Source organism: Mucilaginibacter sp. NFX135, assembly GCF_048565145.1.
Lineage (GTDB): Bacteria > Bacteroidota > Bacteroidia > Sphingobacteriales > Sphingobacteriaceae > Mucilaginibacter.
This window is the reverse complement of sequence record NZ_CP183412.1, coordinates 3,529,526-3,552,742: the sequence shown is the minus strand read 5'-3', so window position 1 is coordinate 3,552,742 and position 23,217 is coordinate 3,529,526. Positions and strand designations below refer to the sequence as shown.

At 39.8% G+C, this 23,217-nt stretch carries 16 protein-coding genes; all 16 read right to left on the bottom strand.

The genetic code is table 11. The features are described from left to right. Position 1 precedes the first annotated feature (1 nt). On the bottom strand, positions 2-3,064 hold the full coding sequence (locus ACNURT_RS14935; protein ID WP_419698354.1) for a hypothetical protein: 3,063 nt from the start codon (positions 3,062-3,064) through the stop codon (positions 2-4). Further along, positions 3,057-6,923, bottom strand: a complete 3,867-nt coding sequence (locus ACNURT_RS14930) for a hypothetical protein (protein WP_419698353.1) — start codon at positions 6,921-6,923, stop codon at positions 3,057-3,059. The genes ACNURT_RS14935 and ACNURT_RS14930 overlap by 8 nt, the downstream gene beginning before the upstream one ends. Beyond that, a complete protein-coding gene (locus ACNURT_RS14925; RefSeq protein WP_419698352.1) occupies positions 6,923-7,330 on the bottom strand; it encodes a GPW/gp25 family protein in 408 nt (135 codons plus the stop codon). The genes ACNURT_RS14930 and ACNURT_RS14925 overlap by 1 nt, the downstream gene beginning before the upstream one ends. Before the next feature lies 1 nt (position 7,331). Further along, entirely contained in the window at positions 7,332-7,622 is a 291-nt protein-coding gene (locus ACNURT_RS14920; protein WP_419698351.1) for a PAAR domain-containing protein, read from the bottom strand. A 116-nt stretch (positions 7,623-7,738) separates the two neighbouring features. After that, on the bottom strand, positions 7,739-9,535 hold the full coding sequence (vgrG, locus tag ACNURT_RS14915) for a type VI secretion system tip protein VgrG (protein WP_419698350.1): 1,797 nt from the start codon (positions 9,533-9,535) through the stop codon (positions 7,739-7,741). A 3-nt stretch (positions 9,536-9,538) separates the two neighbouring features. Then, positions 9,539-10,234 carry a CIS tube protein gene (locus tag ACNURT_RS14910; RefSeq protein ID WP_419698349.1) on the bottom strand — a complete coding sequence of 232 codons (696 nt, stop codon included), beginning with the start codon at positions 10,232-10,234 and terminating at the stop codon, positions 9,539-9,541. Positions 10,235-10,254: 20 nt separating this feature from the next. Next, the gene (locus tag ACNURT_RS14905; RefSeq protein ID WP_419698348.1) at positions 10,255-10,425 is read right to left on the bottom strand and encodes a DUF5908 family protein; all 171 of its coding nucleotides are present in this window, start codon (positions 10,423-10,425) and stop codon (positions 10,255-10,257) included. Between the two features lie 36 nt (positions 10,426-10,461). Then, positions 10,462-10,986, bottom strand: coding sequence for a phage tail protein (locus ACNURT_RS14900; protein WP_090470883.1), 525 nt, complete (start codon positions 10,984-10,986; stop codon positions 10,462-10,464). A gap of 2 nt (positions 10,987-10,988) precedes the next feature. After that, positions 10,989-11,420 carry a phage tail protein gene (locus ACNURT_RS14895; RefSeq protein WP_076373029.1) on the bottom strand — a complete coding sequence of 144 codons (432 nt, stop codon included), beginning with the start codon at positions 11,418-11,420 and terminating at the stop codon, positions 10,989-10,991. Between the two features lie 51 nt (positions 11,421-11,471). After that, the gene (locus tag ACNURT_RS14890) at positions 11,472-13,490 is read right to left on the bottom strand and encodes a phage tail sheath C-terminal domain-containing protein (RefSeq protein ID WP_419698347.1); all 2,019 of its coding nucleotides are present in this window, start codon (positions 13,488-13,490) and stop codon (positions 11,472-11,474) included. 12 nt (positions 13,491-13,502) lie between these two features. Beyond that, positions 13,503-14,675: a hypothetical protein gene (locus ACNURT_RS14885; RefSeq protein WP_419698346.1), complete on the bottom strand. Its 1,173-nt coding sequence runs from the start codon at positions 14,673-14,675 to the stop codon at positions 13,503-13,505. Further along, positions 14,672-15,268, bottom strand: a complete 597-nt coding sequence (locus ACNURT_RS14880; RefSeq protein WP_419698345.1) for a DUF4255 domain-containing protein — start codon at positions 15,266-15,268, stop codon at positions 14,672-14,674. The genes ACNURT_RS14885 and ACNURT_RS14880 overlap by 4 nt, the downstream gene beginning before the upstream one ends. 431 nt (positions 15,269-15,699) lie before the next feature. Continuing rightward, on the bottom strand, positions 15,700-17,232 hold the full coding sequence (locus ACNURT_RS14875) for a RagB/SusD family nutrient uptake outer membrane protein (RefSeq protein WP_419698344.1): 1,533 nt from the start codon (positions 17,230-17,232) through the stop codon (positions 15,700-15,702). Positions 17,233-17,252: 20 nt separating this feature from the next. Continuing rightward, the gene (locus ACNURT_RS14870; RefSeq protein WP_419698343.1) at positions 17,253-20,585 is read right to left on the bottom strand and encodes a SusC/RagA family TonB-linked outer membrane protein; all 3,333 of its coding nucleotides are present in this window, start codon (positions 20,583-20,585) and stop codon (positions 17,253-17,255) included. 422 nt (positions 20,586-21,007) lie between these two features. After that, on the bottom strand, positions 21,008-21,886 hold the full coding sequence (locus ACNURT_RS14865; protein ID WP_419698342.1) for a hypothetical protein: 879 nt from the start codon (positions 21,884-21,886) through the stop codon (positions 21,008-21,010). Between the two features lie 49 nt (positions 21,887-21,935). Continuing rightward, entirely contained in the window at positions 21,936-23,180 is a 1,245-nt protein-coding gene (locus ACNURT_RS14860; protein WP_419698341.1) for a YdcF family protein, read from the bottom strand. Positions 23,181-23,217: the final 37 nt, after the last annotated feature.

Below are 23,217 nucleotides of genomic sequence, written 5' to 3'. Positions count from 1 at the left end.
ATCAATTTTTTAAAGATCCTAAAATGGTTTTGCCCAGCATTACCGGGTTGGTATCCTTACTTTCAGCACAATCGTGCAATGTGGCTACCGGGTATTCACTATGTAAATTAAACAGCAGTTGTGTTAACGTATCATTGGCTTGTTGCAGGTCATCTATTTTGGTATTATCAGATGAATAATCGGCTAAAGCTGTTATCCACGCTTTATAAGCAATTTCGAAATCATAAATCGACTGGTCATTTATCCAGCAGATTTTTACCATGGTATGTGCGGGTGTTTCTTGCCGTATGATATTTTCAAAGTAGTTTCGAAAGGCTAAATTTCGGAAGTGCAGCGGCCAGTACGGCAACACGACCGACATTTTGAAGGAATAAGGGTCTTGCTCACCGCAGAAATCACAATTCTGATCCAGGCATACAGGTGCGAATTTTTTAAATTGGTCACTCCGTGGTCTCAAAAGTAAATGCTCAATCAGATGAAGCCCGTCGGCATCACACTCCTTATTAAACTCCGTTACAAACAGAGCCAATGCCGCATTTGCATTTACCAGGGATGTAAAATCATTACTTATAGCAAGGTTGTGATCTTCATTGTCTGTTACGTAAATATTCCAATTGCTACCGGTTTGTTTAATATCATAGTGTTCATCAGTTAAAACAAGATCCATAAATGCAGGTAAGGCATTATTCAATTCCTCCTGGGTATCATAAATTGCTACTGATGTTAAGATTCCTCCGTTTTGATTACTAAATAAAAACTGGTATTTAGCTGGTGTATCATTAGTAGTGATAATAGCAACGTTACCAATACAGTACAAAAACCTGCGATAATTTTTTTTGATACCGCCTAAGTGGCACAGTTTTTTTTCTAAACCTGATATATTATCCGTATCCCATAATTTAGTGGTATCAATAGAAAAATCTGGTTGGGGCGGAAAGTAGTTTTGTGGAAAATAATTAAACGCCCTGCCTCTTCGATAACCTATAACCGGATAGTCCTTTAAAAAAGAGATCTTGCTATCGATGATATCCGCAGGTGTTAAATTAGATTCTTTTTGAGTTGCATAATCAAGTGAATAATTCAGTAAAACATAATCATTAAATGATTCACCAAAACGACTCATCAGGTGATCAAGGAAACGGCTGCGACGGTCGGTGAAAACCTCATTTGATTCATACAAGTTCTGCCAATCGTTTGCCGGTACAGTGGTTGAATTCTGGTTTTGCATTACCCGTTGTTCAATCGTATGGGCTGCTCCATCTTGTTTATATACCGGCCTAATATTTTTTATATCCCCCAGGAACTGTGCGTAATAAGTCTGCACGATATTCTCAGTAGAAAACAATTTTTTCGCGCCGTTTAGTTGTGAAAAGAAATCAGCCAGTAATTGATCAAATAGTAACAGATAGGCTTGTAACTGTTTAGCTTGTCCTTTTCGTTCATCACTTACATTTGTTGAAAGCCCTGCCGAGCCAATACCATAGGTTTGTGGTAAAAGATATTCAACAGAAGTATAATTATTCAAGGGGTAATAGTTGCCGGAAGGAACAGCCAGGTCATCGGTGTGACCTGAAAGTTTATTCCGGGCTTTTACTGCACGCAACCATTTGAGCGTATCGCGCACCTCTGTCAAAGATGGTAAATAAGGGAATTGGTTTTTATAGAAAAGGAGTTTTGATTTTGTTTCAGAAAAGACCGGTTTACAACCTGTTGTAATAGGCATGCACCAGTTTTGGCTCCTTAAACCAGTAACAGGTTTGTCGTCGGCTCCATATTTGGTCATCATAAAATTTCGGGCACCCAATACGCCGTCAATATCCATGATCAGGCTGATGATATCTGATGCATATATTTCCTCACGCAACTGGGTTTGCTCCAGTTCAGTAGTATCAATAAATCCATGCTGTAGTACGGGGCCTTCAAATATGGCATCGGTAGTATAGCCTTTGTCCTGCAATTCACTTAACAGGTAAAAGTTCACCGAAGGATTAAGGTATTCCTCAATAGCATAAAATACCTGGGCCTGTATCTGCTCCATATCTGCCGATGGCGAAACTTCTATGTCACAGCAAATGGCTATTTCTTCATCTTTTATGGTGGTGACACTAACAAAATCTTCACATAGATTTCTGTTTTCATTTAAGGTTCGGATGGCCGATTGAACGATACGTTTTGCCTGTTGAATTTTTAACAGGTAAAGATTAAGTACCTGCGCAGTATAATCAGCACTAAAAAAGGCTTGGATATCACCCATTTGTACAGGCTGGCCCGAAGGTTTCAGATCAATATCAACTATACCTGCGATTACTGCTGAAAAGTTTGAACTTTCAATGGTGTAATTAAAATCAATTTGAATAATAATACTACTACCGGTTGTAAAACTGGCAGTAGTGCCAGAAACAGTTGCCGGATCAATGGTTAATAATGAGGCAACGCCTGGATCATCCCATATAGGGAAAACGATGGTAAGCCCAACGTCACCTCCTTTAAATTTGCCACTTGCGGGATTTAAAATCTGTAACTCCCCATTGTTCATATCGCCAAACTGCTGATCAGAGTCAAGGTCCAATAATACTTTATATAAACCTGATAAGTAAACCGGATGAGGTGTTTCCTGGTACGATAATGAATCGGCCTTACAATCAGCATAAAGGGCTATTTCACCTGCCGGAACGTTTTGATCGTTATTGACATAGTAGTTGTCATACAAAAACCAGGCATTATGTACCCCTACAATATCTATCAATAGTTTGCGGTAATCATTAACCGTAAGCGGCGATTGAGTTAGTACGTTCTTGGCGGTATATAAAGTTTGTGAAGACGCTATTTGACCATCTGCCCCGGTGAGCAGATCTTCCATCGGCATCCCCGTTCTGTAACCCAATTCGGTTATAGCATAACAAAGGGCCTCTAAAATCGTGATACCAGGGTCATGCTCATTATAATCTGTCCAGATTTTACCGCTAAGCTTTTCAATATAACTCAAGCCGGCCTCTCTGAGAAAAGCGTAATTTTGATCGGTGGTTAAATCGGGATCTTTGCTGATTACTTTTTGCTTATCCATTACAATCACAATTAGCTGGTGAATTAATTAAATGTTTTACTTTGGTTTCTTCATTATAGTATGATACCAAAATGGATCTGGAGGTGCTTGCTATCGCTTCATCTATATCATATAACGCCTGTATGACTACCCGACCTTCGCGAAGTATAATGTGGTTCATTTTAAAACAGGTAACGAAGTCTACATAAGGTCTTTCTTCAATAAAATTGAGCACCACAGATTTTTCAATACTGTTACCAAATTGAATGGCCTGTGGATTGCCAAAGGCCCATGGAGTTAAAAATTGTTCAATTTCATTGTTTAATTGATTGGAGAAATAAACGGGATCAATACCGTCTCGAAACGTAACACTAAATTCAAACTGCACCTCTTCAAATGATGGATTGCTGAGGTGTAGTTTTACAAATGGTGATGTTAATGTTTTAATGTATTTCTCTATTTCGGTTAATAAACCTATGCTGGTATATGGCCGTAGCGGATTAGCATTGTTTAAGTGCATAAGATCGGGGATGGTTATAATGGTTACATGCCCAGCCAGCATTTCACTGTATTTTTGTTGATTAGTGTTTTCGTCAAGCAAAAACCCGGTATGATCAATACATTTTACCTTAAAAATCTGTGGAAAATACTGTAATATCAAACGCTCATAATCCCAGGTGGTAATAGCCCTGTTTTTATGACGCAGGCGTTCACTTACCCTTTGATAAAACTGATCATCTGTTTCCTGTACGCGGCCTCCAAATGAGGTATAGGGTTGTTGTGTTTTCTTTAACCCGGCATCGGCTATTGCAGGCTTACTAATGATATTGGGAGGTAATATCTTAGTAAATACTATGTTATTGGTAGTATCCTGAACAAACTGAGCTTTTGCTGAATTTACGTTAACAGAAATTAAGTTACAGATCGCATCTGCATCATGCTGCACCCCTGCTTTTATCCAGATCAGTCCGCTGTCGGCACGGCTATTGACAAGAGTAGCACCCGCAGGGATATTAAATATTACCAAACCTGAACTGGTTAAATTATTGGTTTGATCTGTAACTGATTGTTTGTTAAATGGCAACCAGTTGTTGTTACTCAGATAATACCAGTTAATCTGGGTCATGTTTTTTAATGGATTAGCACTGCCATCAGATACCTGGAACAGGATAGAGAATGTTTCGTCGGCTTTGGCATTATTTAAACCTATCCATAATTCACCACCGTCGTTTGTAGGTATCCCGTCTTCAACGTTAAAAACAGGTAGTAACGTAAGTGTGTCTGTTGTGATAGCCGGATGCATTTCACGGAACCCAAAGGGCTCAAGATGATAAAAGAAATTGCTACGGTTAGTAAAATCTACCTTACTGAAAACAACACTATCTTCTGCGGTATATTTTACATTAATTGATTTTAAAACCGGATGGTTAGGTACCGGAACCGCACTTGTATCAACACTATAGCCAACAATTTTATTTGTGTCTGTAGTATCATAAACTACTTTAACTGACGGATGGGGTATGTTTTTTTGAAAGGTATTCAGACTATAATCATCACCAATCATTTCCAGTTTTAAATAACCATCAACAGAGGTTATACTGTAATCCTCATTGGGTGTGAAATCTTCGGGTGATTGCACTACGCGTTCTAAGCCGGTAATGTCGATCTCTTTTGGTCCTGTTGCGCCCAGGCGTTCAATTGGAGCAGCTATGATCATGTTAGGAACGTCACTTTTGACGGTATTATTCCGGTCAAGAGACAAGCCGCTGTTAATTATATTTTTAACATTAAAAGGCTGATCATTTTGTGTCAAGCTGCTCATATTCATAGAAAGAGCGTTATTAGCTTCAAATGCTAAACCTTTATTTACTACAGAAGTAATATCAGTAGTTAAAGTGTTACGTGCGTTGAGATCATTAAATATTCGCGGGCTTAGTATTCTTTGTTGCAGATCTGTGATAACAATACTGGATGCATATAAACTCGTTCCACTTGCAACGGTCAACCAATTACCCTTAGCCAAAGAGGATATATTTACTGTTGTTTTAGATAACGGCGCCTCCTGCCAGTCAAAATCTATAGTTAATTTGGTTAATTGTTTTTGAAATATCTCCTTGCTGCCAATGATAAATGAGGCTCCGTTTTCAGGAAAATCGCCAAATGGCTTAAATGGTTTTGCAGGATTTACTTTGCCATCATCGTTTTGCAGTATTAAGTTTTTTATGGCATCAACAACTACCGATATAGTCACTGCATTTATCCGGGGGATTTTAATTTTTTGATAGGATGTATAGCTGTTAAGCGACACCTGAACCATCGGAAGCGAAACATCAAAGTTTCCGCCATGTATTTTTGAGGAATAGGAAACTATAGCAGGTGCATCACCCTCCAAAACTACTGTTAGTGTGAATGTAGTATTATTAATTACCGAGGCTGTATAGACAGATGCTGTATACCAGCTCTTTTTGCCTGTTAACTGTATATTGAATATTCCAGAAAGGTCAGCAGTTGCAATACCAGCTAAACTATCACATATAAAGGTTAATGTTAAAGTTCGTTTTCCTTCATTTAAATACAATACGTTTGATGCTACAGCAAAGCCAATGGAGGCTTGTTGAATATTCCTGGGGTTACCAAACGGAAACCAGGAGTTATCTGCACTTAGTAATTTGCCTCCTTGTCCATCTTGTGAATTTGCTATGGATGAAGCATACAGGGTTACCGGCGTGTTATCTTTGTTTAAATAGATAGATTTTAGTGCCTGAATACTGGCTGTTTGAACAACAAGATCGTCTGTTAGAGAATAGAACAGATCTTTATTATTAGCGTCCTTCCCAGCTTTAAATGAAGTACCTTTAGGTAATAAGTGCTGATCTATATTTTTTTGCAGCTCAAAAACCAGGTGTACAAAATCGGCTTCGGCCACATTATTGCTTAATTGTAAAACCTGTTTATAGTAAAAGTCAAGATGCTTTTTAGTATACTGATTCAGATGTTGCTGGGCAAAGCCAAATAGTTTTATGAATGCCAGATAAAGAGCATAATGAGGAGCATGCGTTGGGTAATTATCCATTGCTTCGGATAGGTAAGCCGGCGTGCGACTTACTATATTAACAATGCCCGAAATAAATGATTGTAACGCCCCGGTAAATAAATTATGTGTAAGGATATGGTCAATATCTTCATGTACGGTGCCTGTTAAGGTGATGGAAAATGCGGTAACTGGTGGATCAACCGTAAAAATACTTTCCAATCGTTTCTGTGAAGAAACAACAAAGACATTCTCCAGAGGATCAAAAGTGAAATTTTGCGAATAAATAATATCATCAACAGGGGTTACAGCATCTGTATAAGCTGAAGCAGGATCAATAAGAGAACCAGCTACAAATGCCTTATAATATTGAAACAGTATGCTTAATGGTGCCGCTATTTTTGAAACGATAGAAACAGATAAAAAAGTTTTATAGCTCAGATCGTCTGCCAAATGCTTATACGCGTCATCAAGCGCAGCAGTTATCGAAAAAACAAAGTCAAAAAGAATTTTAAAGTTATTTTTTGCATCGGCATCAGTAGGTGCATTGACAATAGTGTTATTTAAATATTTGATGAATGATGCATAATCATTTATTCTCCATTCGGCAATTGCTGCAATTACTACGGCAATATCTTTACCCATGAGTTGTTGCCAGTCGCCATTGATGGTATTGGTATTATCGTAATAGTTTAACCAGGCGCTGTATTTTTTGGTAAGCAGGATAAGATCTGCATCTGTCCGCTCATCAACAAGCGCACATTTAGTCAATAAGGCATCCAACGCACGCTGCGCCTGGCTGGTGCCGTTATAGGATAAGAGTTTGGTATCAAAACAATTATTTGCCATTAGTGTATTTCTGTTCCTTCGTTTTTATAGTAAGGATATACAAAATTGAACCTTGAATTTGTGGTGCGGACAGTATAATTAAGGATGATCAGGATCACTCCTTCTGTTTCGCGGCTGTCATCAACCTGTATCGAACTCAGATCAATCCGCGGCTCATAATAAAGTATAGCCGTTTTGATCATTTCGCGGATATAGGTTTTAAAGGTGGTGGTCATGGGCTCAAAGAGCATCTCGTCCAGATTACAGCCATAATCAGGTACCATTACCCTTTCGCCCTTGCGTGTTGCCAGTAATATCTGCAGACTAACTTGTATGTCGGCCTCATCGCTGGTCATGATCACCGAGTTTGCGGTAGTATCAAATGTTGGTGGAAAACTCCATCCTGTTCCTAAAAATGAATCTGCCATGTTAACCTCCTATAATTACTGTTGGACATCCTATTATAATTGAACCACCATGAGCCGTTGGATCGCCCATGCGGGCTGCTGGTTTACCTCCTATTAATACTGTTGCAGAACCCATTGCTATTACATCCGGTGGACCCGCACAAGTGCACATATCCCCTACACATGCCGCTGGTAGCCCACCTATTAATACTGTAGGGCTTCCCGGTGGTAATATCGGCCCACCTACATGTGGAACCGGTCCGGTAAACATGGGGCAAACGTGCATATCCGTAATTCTTGCTGCGAGTGGCATATTTTGTTTGTTTATTGTTCATCAGTTCACTGATTCATTCGTGCATTAGGTTTATGATCAATATTTATAAAATGGATCGGTAACCAAACAAGGCTAATGAGCAAATGAACAGTGAACTAATTAATCATTACTACACCACCTTTAATAGTGGCAGTGCCTGAACCTTCCACTTTTACAGATGGGGCTGACACGGCGGCACTACCGCTATCGGCTTTTATTGAAGCTCCACCGGCGCTCATCTCAAAGCTGGAAGATGGTTTTATAGAAACATTGGTAGCTTCAATGGATAGATCGCCGGTTGCCTTTATCTTGATATCTGCACCGCTTTGAAGACTTATAGCTGATGAATCCATAGTTACTTTATTGTTATTCTCATCCTCCAATTGGATGTAGCCTTCTTTTTCGCTGATGGTTACCTTTTTACCCGCTGGTGTTTCAATTTTTAATGATTTTTCATCATCATTAAAGATCATTTTTATCCCACTACGGGAGGTATAACCCTTTTCATCATTTTTATTTGCGGCTTTCAATGGAGCGGGTTTAGTACTACTGTTCAGCATACCTAATACTACCGGGTGCCTGGGATCGTTATTTAAAAAACCAACCACTACCTCATCTCCAATTTCCGGACGGAAGAAAGTACCCCGGTTATCACCGGCATCAAGGCAAGCTATCCGTGTCCATACACCATCTTCGGCAGGATCAATAATGGGTAGCCTTACGCGGATCCGGTCCTGTGTATCAGGATCATTTTCCAGATCGGTTACTATCCCTATCTGCAAGCCTTGTATGGCCGGCAACATGTCTACAGCCGGTGCAGAATTTACATCAGGTTGGCGTGTAAACAACTCGTTAGATAAACCAAATTGCACGTCGGTTGTCCAACTGCCATTTACTATTTCATGGCGCACACCTGACACAAATACTTTTCCGTTAAAGCGGTCACCTACACCACCTATATTGATCAGGTCGCCTGGGTTTAACTGACCGCCATAGCCACGAAAACGAACTCTACCTCTGCAGCGTGACATACGTGCTTTTTGGAGTCGCCCATCGGCCAAACTCTGCAATTCATCAGTTGTCAGATCTTCGCCGGAATACAGGTCATATTCTGATACACCCAAAACTGCTCCCAGATCGCTACCTGAAATATTTCCATTTTCTTCAAATCCGGGTTCAGTGGCGCTTGCGGTGGTTATTTCCTGAGTAGTATAGTCCCATGTTTTGGCTGTGAGGCTTTGATATTGGTTACGTGCATCCAGATCAGCATCAAACTCCAGTATGGTTGCCCCAAATAAAGCGTCGAGTACTGTTGCCGAACTGAAATCAGGTTTCTTTACGGTTATTTTGCCGTTATCAACCGTACAAAGCTTTCCGTTAGCTTCCATACGCGATACCATAAAGTCCCAGTCGGTACAGTCATACTGAACAAGGGCTTTTAGCGTAGTGCTGGTGTCTTCTATGTCGGTATCTAAGCCGTAGTTACCGATGATCTCCGTAATGGCGTCGCTGTCTTTAGTATCATAAAAATATTTATTCTTGCGGGCCACGGTCATTTTAACAGCCTTGTCGCGACAGTCAAGTATTAACATAGGAGAGCCGTTCCCTCTTATTTTTAAACTATGTTTTAAAATAATGCCATTAAAAAGCGTTGTTTCGTCTGCATGATAACCGGCAGCTATTTCAATTTCAGCACCAGGAACTAATGTTGGTTCGTTACTTATTGCAAAATCCTGTGCCGAAGCATTGCCATCATATATCAACAGCTTAGCTATCGGGATACGATTTATTTCTTTACTAAAATTCATGGAAGCCACCTGATAGGATGCACCCAACACTGTCCCGTTTACCTTGATAGTGAAGGTAACCAGATCTGTATTTTGTGTTCCTGGTAATGTTTGGCTTAGTGACATGGTTTATTTTGCAATTGGTGGAAAAATAATTTTAGTTCCTGCGGTTAATTTTTTAAAATCGGTTAGGCCGTTGTATTGTGCTACCTGGTAGTAATATTTACTATCCCCATACTCCTTGTAGCACATTAAGGGGAGCGTATCACCCTTAATTACCGTTCGGATATGTGTTAGGTCAGGCGATTGGCGGTTTTCAATGGCCGCCAGTTTGGTTTCATCAATAACGCCCTGGAAAGTACAATCCGCTTCTGCCCGCAAAGGTGTGCCGTCGGGGTTGAACAGTTTAAAAGTCAACGTCATGCGGGTCATCTGGCAATTGTAAAGCAGTGGCCCCCATTGTAACTGAACATAACGTGGTTGATGGGTTGTACCATCGTAGTCGTAAACCACACTTTTAAACTTTTCAAAATCCTGAACTACATCAGGTTTATCTGCCGGCAATCCCGGTACAGCTAAACCTGATAACAATCCGCCACCTCCCCTTTTTATCACACCGGTACCATCAAACAAGAATTTGAAGGTGAGGGATTGCGCAGATCTTTTACTAAAAGAAGTAATACTTTCACTTGAGCCCTGGGCGCTTTTTTGATTTACCTCAGTTCCATAAGTAAGCGCATATGATTCTGGATTGATCAATACATCATAGTCCAGCCCATCGGCTTTTGTGCTAAAACTGATATCCGTATAGGCAACCAGTTTCATTTTTTTTAATTCACCCAGGCTCATCGGTCAGTTTTTTCCTTTAAAATTTCCAATACTTGTTCAACACATTTGGCAATAATATCTTCACTACCTGTAACAGTAGCGGGTGCTGTTGACGATGTATTACCGCTCGTACTGCCACCCTCGGTTATGGTTGTGGTAATTTGCAATTCTCGTATCTCTACCGGCATTGGTTTATTATTAAGCTGTTTATTAAAACATGTTGATTATCCAACGGAAATACTCGCACTTGCACTGGCTCCACCAAACAGATCAGCCACGGCACCTACTGCCGCACCAACTGCTGCTGATAGATTTAGCGTTTTGTAGTACTCATAGCGAAGGGTCATTGATTCAATAACTATCGAGTTTGTTTCCGCGTTAAATGACGAAAGACTATATTTGATCGGTATAGCATTAGCTATGTACCATGACGATACCGGTAAATGATCTGCGTTTAAAAGAGATATCAACATATTAGTAGGCTGATAATTGAAATTCTCTATCGAATCAAGACACCAGGCTGTTACTCCTGATACCAGTGTCATCCCCCGTTTTAAAACGAGATCAGAATACGTATTACGCCCGGGTAACCGGTGAACAAAACGGTTCTCGCCACCCTCTTTGTAAGTATCCAGACCCACATCAACAGTTAAGCCGGTAACATCCTGAAAGCGGAAATCATTTGGCACCTGCGGAAATATTTCAAATACTACCAGGAAATGGAAGCCTGTAAAAGGATAATCAAACATGGTTATTCGTTTTGCATGGTTAAGCCTTCGTGTGCCAGTTCAAGTGTTTCGATGGCAACCTCATTACCATCGGCCTTTAAATCAGTAGAGGTAACTTTGGTTGGCCAGGCGTTTTTAACTTTCCATACCACTACAGGTGCTAATGTTTCGTCAAGTAGACTGATGGTTATGTCGCGGCGCTCAACTGTATTCATGTTGATAGAGTTGTGCCAGTTATAAAACTCATTGTCTGATTTAAACACACCACGTTTAAGGGTGATGTTACTGAATTTTCGTTGCCCTGGCATCTTTATTTTATGATACTCAGGACTTGCGCCGTCGCGGTATTCAATTATATCGTTTGTTATATCAAGTCCGCTTACGTCAGTGAAGCCGATGCGTGTGCCGCCCCAGTCAACACTAAAATGGAATTTCGGAAGTGGGTAATTAGCCATAATATTTAAGTTTTAGATTGATTGATAATTAATTTTTAATAAACTCTACTGTTAAGCTTGCTGCTGGATTTGTGAGAAACGCAAGATGATAAACTCAGCTGGGCGTACTGGAGCCATGCCTATTTCAATGATCATTTTTCCGTTAAGGATATCATCAAAAGTCATGGTTTGACCCAGGCCTACTTTTACATAAAATGCTTGTTCTGGTTTTGGCCCGGCCAAAGCGCCCAGACGCCACAGATTAGTAAGATAGTTTTCGATCATGGCGCGTACACGTACCCAGGTGTTGCCATCATTGGGTTCAAATACAAATTGCATAGCTGCTTTTTTAACTGATTCTTCAACCATGATATAAAAGCGGCGTACAGATATGTATCTGAAATCGTTACTGTTGCCATCAAGTGTACGGGCTCCCCAAACCAGGATACCTTTGCCTGTAAAAGCGCGGACCGCGTTAACTGATTTACCTGAATCCGTATCAATGTTCAAGTCTTCCTGTGTATTATCATCGATATTTACTAATGGTTCTACTATAGTATTGACACTTACATTGGCCGGAGCTTTCCAAACGCCTCTTGTACCGTCAACTGATGCATAAATACCGGCCAGGGCTCCGCTTGGTGGTACTACAATGCCTTGATTTTTAATGGCTACAGTAATATTATTGTATATTGAACTGGAGTCATTCAATTGAATTTCCAGATTTTGCAAACGTAGGTTCACTTCATTGATGAATGCCATCACAGAATTTACAACTGCTGAATACAGGTTATTAACCCTTGACCGGATGTATTTTACTGCAGCAGCGGCATCGACAGGTGCGGGTGTGCCATATATGGTTGGGTCTGCTACTACGGTTGCGGCATTTGGAAATAACGGTGTTGTTGAGAAGTTAGCCGGGATCGCGGCACCGACAGCGCCACCTGGAAAACTTTCATCCAAAAGAAGCAATTCACGAATCAGCTGATCCATCGGTGAAATATCTGCTGCGGTAGCTCCAGCCCTGGTGTAAGTGGTGTGGATATCCTTGGTTGTACGGCCACCGTAAATGTGACTTGGGTCAGCATCAGTTAACGTACTGTTTAAAGCCACAAAACCTAATATGATATCCTTAATGTAAGATAGTCGCAGTATCATTTCCGGCTTGTCACTGGTTGCGGGTATTACGCCATAAGCATCTGTTATTGCCCCGGTGTATGGAGCCACATTGAAAGGGGCACCAAAGGCCGGTGTATTGACAAAAGTGTTGATATGCGTATTCAGATCGGTTACGGCCCTGTCAATTTGTGTAACAAAAACATTATTAGTTATAATATTTTTTGTAGGCACGTTGGTGCCGGCAGGTTTTTGCAGTTGAATATTTCGGTAAGAAAAAGAGTATGACAAACTTGAACGAAGCCATGGATAATAAGCAGCGCCGTAATTAAGGTTGGCCGAACCTATTCCATTTCTGAAAACGGTTATAACATCCGAATTATCGTAAGTCCTTTCCTTGTCGCCATTAAGTACATCCAGTATCGTAAACCTGTCCTGCAGATCGGCACATGTTTTTAACGATGTTGTGGCTAGGTTATTAAAGTCACTGGCGCCAAATAAAATGGCATCAGGAATAACTATCAGCGTTGGTTCATCCTCTTTACGTAAAACTTCAAACGCTCTGATCTTCCCAGCGTCAATAAAATCGGTGATCAGAACGGAACCATCATTTTTGTATTTGCCTACAGAAATGATGTAGCAGTTAACACCGCCATTACTGTAAAACATTCTTACAGCGTTATACAACTGGTATCTTGGCGATATATTCACCGTATCTACGCTATTGTCGGGCTTAAGTGCCACATTAGCGGTGAGATTCGGAAAATCGGCTCCAAAATACTGCACATACTGAACAAGTGAGGAAATACGTACGGCCTGGTTAACTACACTCTTCCCATTTCTTGTTGCATCCTGCGAATATCCGATGAATACCGGAACCGCGGTGGCCACCTGGGCAATTGATGGCGGAAAGGATGGAATTTCATTCACATAAACCCCTGGAGTTTTAATTGTGCTTTCGTTTATTTGTGACATATTTATCGGTTTTTAAAAGTTTAAAAAGATCTCTGAACATGGGTAAGTATCGGTACCCTTTGTAATTGTGACGAGCCTCTGAGGATCTGCACAAGCAATTGGAGAATAATCATGGTTATTTAATGTTAGTTTTAAATTCAACGCTTTGTTGCTTAATGGAATAGGTGTAAGTGAGGTAATTATACTTGCCGGATTAGCGAAGTGATATAAATTAGCTGTATCATTAATATTTCCAGATTGCTTACTGGCCAGAATATATTTCCAAATGGTAGCGCGGTTTAAAAAATAAATACAGTAATGAGGGGCTGGGCTAAGAAGAGCTCCACTTCCATCAAGCAAACTGCACGAAACTGGTGCCGTATCGTGGAAAATATCTATTACCGCAAAGGTTTTACTATCGTTAAGTTCATCGTTAATATAGATCCATTGCTGAGTTCCGTTAACCGTTAACGAGTATTTACCGGGTTGTAAAAAACTCAAATCAAGTGTAAACAAGGATGCCGGGTTTGCAAAAGCTATTGTTTTTGAAAATACGGATTGGGTGTAAGTAGTTGTAATGCTATTATAACCCAATACCGATATGTTGACCGATGGTTGTGGAGAACCCAGCTGATATACTGATATAGACGGCATCCATTGTAAAGCATCTGTTTCAGACAAGTACTGGTTTTTATCCACCGCCACCCAATGGTTGGCATTTGTGAGATTGAAGATGTTTCCGGGTTTACTACTGCCAATAGCCCGGTATATTGTACCTGTATCATTTGAAGCCAGATCACCCGGAGCATAAGTATTGGCTGCGCTATATGCCGCTATTTTGCCCGACAGAAAAGTTTTCCCGTTACTGATGTTATTATTTCTATTAGTGAAATAGTAAATTTTATTAGGTGCGGCTGATGATAAATTGGTATAGTTGAAAAATACAGGATTATTAAGCTGCATAAAAAAAGTGAATTGTGCACCTGTTTCAATTGCCGTAAATGGTTTTGGGGGGCTTACTTTGCCAGTACTATTTACCTCGGTAATTAATTGGTTAAAATACTGTCGTGCAATTATTTGATGGCCACCTAAAGTTCTTGCCGTTTGGTTTGAGGGGGAAATGCTAAAGTCTGGACATAGTTGATCTTTATAGTAACTATGCAATAGTTCAATCGTGAACAGACTTCCAAAATTGATATCTATCATAACGTTTGCAGCGTTTTATCGTTAATAATAATTTCATGCAATAACGGGGCACTTCCCTGAGTAAATTCTTCGCTTATACTGATCATGCGCATTTTGTACATGACAGATGGCAGGTACTTTGAACCCAGAATACCCCATAAATTGTTCATATCCTGGAACGACAGTGTATTGAGATCAAGGATCAGTTTTTCAACCCCTGCAGGTAAATCGGGTGAACTAAGTGGTGTAAATACATTTTGATACTGGAAAAACTGGATGATAAAAGAAAGCCGTTTTAACGACTCTGTATAAGATGACAGGTTAACTGCAAACAGTACATAGAGGTTGAGGTATATTTTAGGATTTTTATAGGTTGTTTCACTCCCCTGCCTAACATAGTTTTCAGGTGATTTGCTGATCCTGTCCTCTTCAATGTTTACTAAGGTTATGAATGCATTTGCGGGACTGTTCGTTCCATTAGAACCGGAGGTCTCACTATCATTCCAGGCAATATTGGCTACCTGTATAAAGGAGTTACTGTTGGATGGATCCAACTTTAATCGCAGGTATTGATCCAATCGCGTGTTCAAGAATGTTAAAACCTGATCTATCATTGTGTTATAAAGTTTATACCGGTTGAAAATTCTGCTTTATAAAAGGGATGTATAAAACAGTGGCTAATAATTTCAGGGAGAATTATTATGATGTAAAACTAAGGGCTTAATTATTAATTAATACGCGTACTTTTACGAAAAATACTTTAAATGCTCGCGTATTTTTACGCGACTTTATGTTGTTTTTGCAGATTTTTGTTTCTGAAGATGAGATAGTTAACTAATATTAATAACCCCGGATTCATATGAATCCGGGGTTATTAATATTAGTTATCGAATTAGATATAGATTTCCCTTTTTTCAAAAAAGAAAAGGTTACCTGATATTTTAAACAATACGCAAAAATATTCCATTTATGGAATTCAAAATTACTTATAACAAAAAAGGAGAACCTTAGGTCCTCCTTTTTTGTTATAAAGAGATGTACACTACTAATATCCCGGATTTTGATACATTTTCACCGGATCTAATTTTGTTTCATTAAATGGTATAGGATAATACCTGTCTTTAGTTGTAAAGTTTGATAAAAGAGCAGAACCGAAGTCTGCCTGTTTTTTACTGTGAAAATATGCAACTAATTCATCGGTAGTGAAGGTACGTAATAGATCAAATAAACGGTGATGTTCAAAAGCAAGTTCAACACGCCTTTCATGTAATATAGCCAATTTAAGTGTTGAATATTTTGAACTGTAAGTTGGATCCTGAGAAGAAACCTCATAGGTTGGCATACCGGCCCTGGCGCGTACCATATCAAGGTATTGGATTGCTACGGCATTATTACCCAGGTACATATTCACTTCGGCGAGCATCAGGATCACATCTGCATAACGCATCAGGATCCAATCATTCCCACCATAGCCGGTTTTAGCTATCGCTGGAGTTACATCCCTGAATTTAGTCACAAACCAGTCCTTAACCGTAGGGTCACTTGCGTATTTAATTGAGAAAGCTCCTCTCAGATCACTGCTTTCGTAATCATTTACCAGGTCATGAGTTACATTGTTGCCCACTCCGCTTGATGATTTAAGAGAGTTAATAGTTTCGCCTTTAGCCTGATTGTTAGCAGCTATACTTGAACTATAAACAGGATCACCTTGTATGTTTACAATCTGCCAGATCAATTCAGGGCAGGTGGATTTTTTAGTTACATCAAATACATCAGTATACGGAATGTCCTTTAAATTAGCAAAGGTTTTGGCGTTATATGCTGCTGTAAGGTTAGTTAAGGCATTATTTAAATTAGCCGTTTTGTTGGCAGGGTCCTGAGTTGTAGCCATTGTTAAGTATACCTGTCCCAATAAGGTATTTACCGCCGCCAATGATATCCGGCCAATAGTGCCGGTGGCCTGTGTATTTGGCAGGGGGCTGCTCAAGGCATCTTTTAAGTCGGTTAATATTTGCGTGTATACCGCGGCCTGAGGCGTACGGAAAGTATTAGCAGCAACTTCTTCCTTGATAATTAGTTGTTTAGTAACCAATGGAATATCGCCCCATTTCCGCACAAGGTTAAAATAAATATAAGCACGTATAAATTCAGCCTCGGCTTTGTACCGCTGTTTGGTTTCGGGCTTCGCAAAGGTTACTTTATCCATATTGGATAAGAGTATGTTGCAATTTGAAATAATATTATACATGGCCAACCAATGCGTGTACAAGTAACTATTAGTAGGTGTTAATGAGAAATTATTGAACCCGAAAGGCTCGCCGGCATTTGATTGGTTATCGTTGGTACCAGTGTCATCAGAACGTTGATCTGTCCAAAGGTCACTGCCCTCACCTACCGTGTTACCGCTTCTTAACAGTGCATAGCATCCGTTAACAGCCAATAATACGTCATTTTCTGTTTTGAAGGAGTTAGCTATAGTATTGGCATCAGGATTGGTTTGCTGCAAAAAATCTTTCTTGCATGAGCCAAGGGCTAGTACAGCCACAAGGCATAATAACTTGAAATTTATATTCTTCATTTGCTTAAGAATTATTGTAATTAAAAAGTGGCTTTAACACCCAGGTTATACGAACGCACCAAAGGATAAACACCATAATCAATACCCGGCGAAAGGTTTGCACCTTGTGAACCACTAAAAGTGTAATTATAGTTAACCTCAGGATTATATCCTTTGTATTTGGTAATGGTAAAACCGTTATTAACAGCACCATATATTTTAAGTCCGCTTAATCCCAAATTACGTGTTATGTAATCGGATTTAATGGTATAACCGATTGTTGTATTGGTGTTTCTCAGAAAAGAGCCACTCTGTAAATAAAAAGTTGATAACCTGGTACTATTACTTTGGGTGCTGCCGCGAGATGCTCTGTAAACAGTACCATCGCCTGGATCTGCGGCATTACGGTAGCGATTTGCAACGTCTTCATACTGGTTACCTGAACCTTCCATATTGTACAGGTAATAATCCTGCCCATCAAGTACCTGGTTGCCGTATGAGCCGGCAAATGCCGAACTAAAAAAGAAACCTTTGTATGTTGCATTGATCGCAAAACCATAAGTGAACTTTGGATATGGACTACCAATAATACCGGCATCCTTGCTATTCACTACACCATCGCCATTAACATCTTTAAAATAAAGATCGCCTGCTTGTAATGGCGTGGTTGAAAAGGTAGAGATTGGTGGCCCCTTAATTTTATAACCCGCCGGATAAGATTGCGTTGCCGGATTATAGTTGGCTTTATCAGCGGCAATATTAGCAAGATCTGCCTGCGTAACCATACCACCCACTTTATAACCATAAAACATACCTATAGGCTGTCCGGATTGTGTAATGCTGGTCAGATAAGAACGCTCGGCGCCTGCGCTGATGATCGTATTGTTAGCGCTTAAGCCTGATACCTTATTGCGATTGATGGAAATATTGCCACTTAAGTTTAAGGTGAAATCTTTATGAGCTATCACTTTTCCATCTATCTGGAAATCAAATCCTTTGTTACCTACTCTTGCGCCGTCTATATTAGTAAGGATAGTTGGACTGCCCGAGATTGCAGATATTGGCGCTTTAAACAACAAGTTGTAGGAATGACTTAAATAATAATTGGCAATCAGAAAAAGTCGCCCCTTAAGTAAACCAAGGTCGGCGCCAAAGTTATACTGCGAAGTTGTTTCCCAACCCAAATTTGGGTCTTTGATATTATCGGCAACAAGTGAAGGAGATAAGGCACCTGTGCCAAATACTACGTTTGATGGTGAATTATATACACGTTGCAGGTTATAATTACCTACGTTGTTGTTACCACTTAACCCCCAGCTTGCCCGCAATTTAACGGTAGACTGTTCACCGAGCCAACTATGGTAGAATGGTTCATCCGATAAATTCCAGCCAGCAGATACGGAGGGGAAAGATGCATAACGGTTACTCACACCAAAGCGTGAAGATCCATCTGTACGGAATGAAGCAGATAAGAAATACTTGCTATCGTAGTTGTAATTTACCCTTGCAAGATATGATAACAGTGTGTAGGTATCATCGCCGGTTGGTTGTACGCCTTCAATTGCAGTACTATTAGGTGTTATCAGTGTTATTTGGTTTGGTGCGGCACCGGTTATATTAGGTATATTATCATTCTGAAAACCTGTACCTTGCACGGTAAGTACATTATTTACTGTCTTTTGAGCAGTATACCCAACCAGTCCATCAAAGTGATTTTTACCTAATTGCTTAGTATAATTTAGGGTAAACTCGCCTAATTGATCCCGGTAATCAATGGTTTGCCTTACTGCTTTTGCGGCCTGAATTGATTGAGACGAGTAAGGTGGATTAGCGCCGTTACTGATATTGGTTGGGAGATAATAATTGTAGTTTTCGGCATAGGTTTGCATGCCTAAGTTGGCGTTGAATGTCAAACCATCTAAAATGGTATAGTTGGCATGCGCGTTATAGGTTGCACGGTCTCCAACACGGCTTATTTTAATCAGCGTAGCTGTAGCAATTGGATTTTCAATGGACTGATAAGCATAAGCTGTTGATTGTGCTGCAGCTACGTTTGTCGCTATGCTACCATCGGCATTGTAAGCTGGGAAAAATGGCATATAGATCAGTGCACCGAAGGCCGGACTATGATCCCATCTGCCATCCTGTGTTTCCTGGTTGGTGTTTTGGGTAAAGGATATATTAGCGCCAACCTGAAGCCTTTTACCTATTTGCCCATCCACATTGGCGCGCAGGTTTATTTTTTTTTGCCCTGTACCCAACATAATACCCGGCTGATCCTGGTACCCTGTGCTGAAATAGTAACGGGTCCCATTGGAGCTACCAGTGAACGACAGGTTGTGGGTTTGTGTTACAGCATTACGATATAATTCATCCTGCCAGTCGGTATTAACCGTTTGATGGATAAGTGACTGGGTCTGGAAATTATAAAGATATGGTGGAACACTTACAGAACCAGCGTTACCTACATTGGCTATACGTGTGGCGTTGTCGTCTGAATACATAGCATCATTCCATGTATGGCCGGTAGTTATCCATAAATCATGATAAGAGTTATTACGACCATCAATTACTAATTGGGCAAACTGATCTGAATTTAACAGGTTAACTTTTTTAGCCATTTGACTAATTCCAACCTGAGAGTCATACTCAAACTTACCTTTACTATCGGTTTTTGAACCATGCTTGGTAGTGATCAATACTACACCACCCGCCGCTCTTGAACCATAAATAGCCGCAGATGCCGCATCTTTCAATATACTTACAGATTCAATATCATAAGGGTTAATGAACAGGTCATTACCAGCCGCATAGCCATCAATTACATATAACGGATCAGAACTGGCATTGATCGAGCCCACGCCACGTACTGCAATTTTGGTGGTTCCGTAAGGAGCACCTGTAATTTGCGATACCTGTACGCCGGCTACTTTACCAACCAAGGCTTGTCCTACGGTCGGAGCGGTTAAATTCAGTTCCTCAGATCTAACGTTAGCAACCGCGCCTGTAAAATCGCTTTTGCGCACGGTTTGATAACCTACAGCAACAACCTCGTTCAAAATATTGGCAGATGGTTGTAACTTAACATTTATTTCGGTTTTACTACCAATAACCATTTCTTGGTTGGTGTAACCAACAAAGGTAAAGATCAGCGTCTCGCCTGGTTCTGCGGTAATGGTAAATCTACCATTGATGTCGGTAGACGTTCCTTTATGTGATTTTTTTTCATAAACGCTTACCCCAGGCAAGGGTAAGCCATTTTCGTCAACTACAGTACCTGATATTTTTACAGGTGTTTCAATGATCCTGTTACGCAATATTCTTGCTTTGATGTAGTTTGCATGTACGGGTTGTAAAAATGCAAACACTATCATTATAATAGCGTTTATCTTTATAAGATTTCTTTTTAAAAGATCGCGTGTAATCTTTTTATACATATATTTAAATATTGATTGTTAATAGTAACTCCTGAAAGCATTGGAACCGCTTTTCCAGTTATTTGACAATTAATTCCAGACCGGTAGAATATGAGAGCATTCTCCGGTTCATCTTAGCCGGTTTCATTTTTTATAGAACATTTTTACATAGGCAATTTTTTAAATATTATTAATAAATCGATTTACTAAGTAATAATATTTATTATTTCATAACAAAATAATAATAAAATTGAAAATATGGTAAGAGAAAGCCAAATTTAACGCTACAACCTTAAGTCAATGATGCCCTTAGGTTAAGTTTATATTAACTATACAAAGTTTACTGCTATCCGAAAATCAAGATAGATAGATAAAAGAAACTACCAGGATGTATTTGTAAAGGTTACATTGTTTTTTCGGGAAGAGGATGCTGCTATGCCTTTACCGGTATCTCCTAAAAATGAAAAACCTTCCAATTCATCTTGTTTTTCATCAATATTTATTTCCCTGATCACTTGTTGTGTACCGCTTTCAATTGATTTTTTAAGATCTATATAAGTAAAGCGCCACATCCTGCCCTCTTTTTGATTTTGAATAAGGACAAGTATATTTTTTGAGGCTATCCAATGTAAATTTTGAACCCATGCCGTGCAGGTGAATTTTTTGTACAATACACCCTTTTCGCTTGTTTTAGAAGCTGATTTGAGAGCTTGCGGATCATACAACCTAACTTCGTTACCGTTATTGCCATAATCGGCAGTGGCTACGTACCACTTATTGTTGTATTTTACATATTCGGGTCTTGTACCTTGAATACAGGCATCGTCATCAATTGTATTGGTCAGGTTACCATCAAGGGTGCCGGTTTTCAGTAAGCCTTTCCAATCAATACAATAAATTACAGCTTTCCATTTTGTACCTTCTTTATTTAAGCGGATGGAGTTGCCCATAAAAGTTGGCCCGCTTCCATTATAGGCAATGCCTGTGGGATGATTGATCACATCCTGCCCGTTTGTCGTCAGTTTATATTCTTTGTTAATGTAGGTAAGACTGTCCCCTATCAATTTAAATTCCCGTATCATCCCAACCTCACGGTCGCCGTATAAAAATATTCTCCCATTTTGATAAGAAATACCCTGGCAGGCACCTAACGAATCGATAGTCAAAGTACGGGTAACAGCCATGTCAACCGTTTTATTTAAAAAAGCGAATAGCCCTAAACATAGCATAGCCGTAGAAGCAAAAAGTAATTTCTTCATGATCATCTTTTTATATGTTTGGAAATAGTGAGTCTGATAAACCTATCTGTTATGGATCAAGAGGTTCATCATTATCAATCCGCAGTGATTCAATAGTTGGATAAAATTCCTGTTCGGTATCTGACAGGCGTTTACCCAGCTTATACGGCACATAGCCCAGCTCTTTTTCACAGCGCGCAGCCATGTTAGCTATAAAATAACTTTGTGATTTATCTGTTGAAGTGATACATGGCTTGTTGAATGGCATTCCGTAACGGAATATGATGCGCGCGCAATTACGCATATTGGTAGTTGTGTGCCTTGCATGCGGATCAACAAATATGACATTTTCTGGTACATGCAGTTTTTCTACCATGTATTTTTTCATTTCATCTGCTTCAATGTATTTTGTTTTATAAGGATGCACTTTACCGCCCGATGTCATGATAAAAGGTGCTAATCCTTCAAAGTATCTTAATGCGGCAACCCGGCAGCGCAGCATCCCTTCGGCGCTTAAAGCTACTCCAGCAACGTCTGGGCCAGCTCCTGGTATTAGGATCATGGTGTATTTATATTTGGCCCAATTGATAGTTTTTATCCGGTTATAAGCGTTTTTATTGATCCCCAGGTTCATTGGCTCGTCATTGGCGGCATCGTCTCTTTCGTTTATTTCGAGGCAATGCAGTGCGTAATTCATGGAAGGGACAAAAAATAGTTTTTCCTTTTTGCTCTCATCCCATATGGTCGCTGAGGCATCATACACCAGGTTCAGATATCCTCGAGCTTTTACGTTGAAGCTGATGGTATCAATAGCAGGATAGTTTGGTTTGCGACCTTCGGCATAAACTTCAATGGCATAGTTAATTGCTTTAGCATCCTGTTCCCATGCGCTAATCAAAATTTCAACGGGCGACAAGCTGTTAAATTGCTGATAAGTGCCCGAAGGTATTAAATGCTGTTTTACCAAATTGCCTAAAGCATTATCTGTTTTATACAAAATTGTAAGCCTGTCGCTAACCGCTTTGATCTCATCCGGGCTAAATTTTAGGCTTTGAGTTAAGCACAATGGATCTTTGCAAGTAGTAAGTGACGATTTAATATTATCTAACCTGGCTTGTGTCAGTTTGGCCAATTCAGGATCGTTCGCCAATAGTTGTTTTACAGCCGCATTATTTTGAAATAAAGTAAGCAGGTAGTAGTTCTTGGTTTGTATAAAATTATCGCCTATTAGTTTATAGCTCTGATTTGCCGACTGCCCATAAGCGTAAAAAACGGTAAAACTTAATAATAGGAATAAGTATTTCTTGAAATTCATAAAAAGAAATGTTGATGCTTAATAAATAGTGGCTAAT